Here is a 3,330-nt window from a genome sequence, read left to right as displayed (position 1 = left end):
GCCAGGTCTTGACGAATGCTGAGGGATTCCCGATAGGTCTGTAGCGCTCCGGTCGCATCCCCTTGAGCGCGTAATACGTCTCCCACCCTATCCAGGCTGGCTGTGAGATTCCGCTGCCAATCGGCATTGGTGGGATCTTGCGAAACCAGACGCTGACGAATATCGAGGGCTTCCTGGTAAGCCTGAACTGCTCCAGTCGCATTCCCTTGAGCAAATAATACGTCTCCGATCTTTTCCTGGCTGACTGAGAGATTCCGCTGCCATCCGGCATTGGATCGGTCTTGCGGCATTAATCCAGTTAGAATGGCGCGTGATTGAGTAAAAATCTTCATCTGCGTTGCCAGAATGGTCTCGTTGTTGAGCGCCATTGCTAGACTGAAAATAAACCGAATACTGAGTTGTGACAGTTGATCACCGGAGAGTTCCTCACAATCAGACATTGCCAGGATCCAATTCAGATTGGCTTCGGTTTCTGTACTCGCCCCCTCTAAAATATGGTCTGCCAGCGTGCGGGTGGCACCAGCCTGTTCTTGTTTATTCAGGTCTCCACCGTAATACCTGGCTGCCCGTAATTGATTGTCGGTGCCAATCAGGTGATACATCAGTTCTGTCTGACGCAGCGGTTCATCTGAGGGAAGCGTTTCGAGGTAGTCGGCGATGTGGGTATGCAACTCAACGACCAGAGAATCATCCTGCAGGTTGCGTTGACATACCGCCTGTCGCATCTGCTGATGAAAGAAGTCATACTGCTCGCCTGCGCCACGTCGCACCAGATGTGCACGGAAGGTTCGCCGCAGAATTGCGAATTGTAAACCGTTCCACTCCTCACCAGTGATGCGCGGCAACAAGTCTTCCAGGTCGCGTTCACGCCAGCCTGCTCGGCTGATGGCAATCAGGTTAGCAAAGCCACGGGCGAGCGGCTTACCCACAATCTTTTCGGTACGCTCCAGCATCGCAGAATAGATTTCCGCCACGGTAGCAGGAAGATACCTGGCGGTGTCGAGCAGCAGTTGATGCAGCCGTTGTTCGGGAGTTCCCGTGTAATCCGTATCGGCCCGTTGAAAATCGTCGGCATCGAGCAGGTTCAGTTCCTCAACCGCCAGTTCCAGCCAGAGCGGAATACCGGCTGCGGGACTGCCGTCTATTTTTTTATCCAGCAGTTCCTGAACGACATCTGGGTGGATCTCACGGTGGTAGCGGCGACAAACCGCCTGCACGATTTGTTGGGCTTCGGTCTGGTTCAGTAGCGGCAGCACAACCGCATCGATACCGGGACGCTGTTCCAGCGCAGCCGAGGCGGTTCCCGGAATGGAAGTGGCGATGACTCGAGCATTTTTCGGCCATAGTTTGGGCCACCATGTGAAATGTAACGCACGCACGGTCGGCTCGAACTGATTCAAAGCATCGAGCAACACAACCACACGCGTGTTTAACGCAGCACGCCCCATCAGCGAGGCGAACGTTGTTTCGAGTTCCTCGATATCGGTAATTTCGACAGAGGGATCTTCTTCCACAAGGAATACCGCCAATTCACCAATCCACCTTCGCAATAATGAATTGACCTGTTGTGACCTTTGGCTGATGCCAGCCGCCTGACTCAATAGCAGCACGTCTTCGTTTTCCAGTTTGCGACAGAGATGTGCAAACAGGCTGCTTTTGCCCGACCCCGCTTGCCCTGTTACCGAAGCACCGACGCAGCCGTTCTCTGAAACGGGTGAGAGTGCTAACTCACATAATTCACGAACGGTCTCTTCCCGTCCCAGAAAGTCGCGGCCACGATCTTCGACAAACGTCTCCAACTCCCAGCGTTCTTCATCCTGCCAGGTGGGATCGGGTTGATGCGCGTAGCTTTTCGTTTCCCCATCCAGATCAGACCACAGATCGGTGAGTACCTGCTGACCGAAGGTTTCGAGACTCTGCGCACCCTGCTCCTGAAATCCATTACCTTCGCTGTCCCAATTCAGAGCGTATTTCCGCACTCGATCGGGATGCTTATCAGTGATATGTTGTTTGAGTGCGTCAAGCCGTTCGACTGCCTCGGGATTTGTTTCCTGATAGTCTTCCATTATTTTTTTCGGCATTTGATCGTAGGGAAGCGGATCGCGAAAGTAAAACCAGGTGCGGCTCAGCTGATCGGAGTTCGAGAGCGCACCATATTCGATCTCAATCGCCGTGACACTCTTGCCCGTGAGCTCGCACGTAAAATCGACTTCGTCCGCAGCGACCTGCATTCGTTCTTCTGGAGGAATCCAGCCATACCGCTCACCCACAAGCACAATCAGAAACGGACGGCTGCGTTCAATTTCCGACAGACAGACCTTGAGCACCAGCAGCTCCTTGTCATGCTCGTCATCGAGCGAAACAGTTTCGACACCCCAGCGCAGATCGATTGGTTCAAGATGGTGCCGGCGCTCAGCGAGTTGTTCTTCCAGTTGAGGAAACACTTCTGCACGCAAGTGATCACGCTCCGCATGCATATCACGAAATGTGGATGAGAGAAAAACAGGTCGCGAAATCCAGGGAAATGACATGGTTATTTATACCTAGCGTAGATTAGCGAATTTCTCACTGCGGATTTATCAGGTCATATCCCCAAAACACCCTGTTGCCTTTATTTTCAATTAGTATGAATGTACCGTGGGGAATAGTGCAGATCAACCACTGGGAGTTTTTTGATCAGGCACTCTGAAAAGACAACCTGCATTGGACGGCAACAAGAAAAAGGGGCCACAATGAACGACAACGGGCAGAAGCATATCATTGAAGTCACCGGTGATTTAGTATTGGATAATAATCTGGCACGGTTGCCGCTGGAATCGTGTACTTATTCAAACCCGGTGCAGGCAGCGAGCAGAAAGCCGCGACTCGGGGGAGCCTGGTATCTGGCAGATCTAATTAAGCTTTCTTGTAGCGACTTGAAAAACTACGAACTCAATCCTCTCCCTGATTTCGTGAAAGGGAATAGTGAAAGTTACGCCCGGGCGCATACCATTTGGGCTGCCTATCCTGAGCAACAGGGTCAGAAAAAACGTTTTGTCTGGCGCATTCGTGAGTTTCTGGGATGCCAGAAACCGGATGCCACACCAGAAAAGAACAAGACGACCGTTGAACATCCCAAACTGATTGTGATTGATGATGTCAATCTGGGGTTCCGTGAAGATCGGAGCCGCTGGCCTGTCGCGATTGACAATCACCCTCAAGGTGAAGATCTTAAAATTGTGTTGAAGCATTCCCCCGGCCTGGCATCGGGGGCGCTTTGGCAGCACCTCATCAAGCACTTTGCAGATCGATTGACGGTTGTGATTTCTCTGACTGCATTGCGCGATCGAC

General features: G+C 52.2%; 1 protein-coding gene and 1 pseudogene. One reads left to right on the top strand and one right to left on the bottom strand.

All coding sequences use genetic code 11. The annotated features are described in order from the left end of the window. On the bottom strand, nucleotides 1–2,531 hold a 2,531-nt coding region (locus Q0668_RS14995; RefSeq protein ID WP_298866093.1), incomplete at its 3' end, for a DUF4062 domain-containing protein. A 201-nt stretch (nucleotides 2,532–2,732) separates the two neighbouring features. Between Q0668_RS14995 and Q0668_RS14990 the strand changes: the two are divergent. Beyond that, nucleotides 2,733–3,330 (top strand): annotated as a pseudogene (locus tag Q0668_RS14990) (hypothetical protein); the annotation flags it as partial.

The organism is uncultured Gimesia sp. (assembly GCF_937910335.1).
Taxonomy (GTDB): domain Bacteria; phylum Planctomycetota; class Planctomycetia; order Planctomycetales; family Planctomycetaceae; genus Gimesia.
This window is presented reverse-complemented; position numbering and strand designations above follow the sequence as displayed.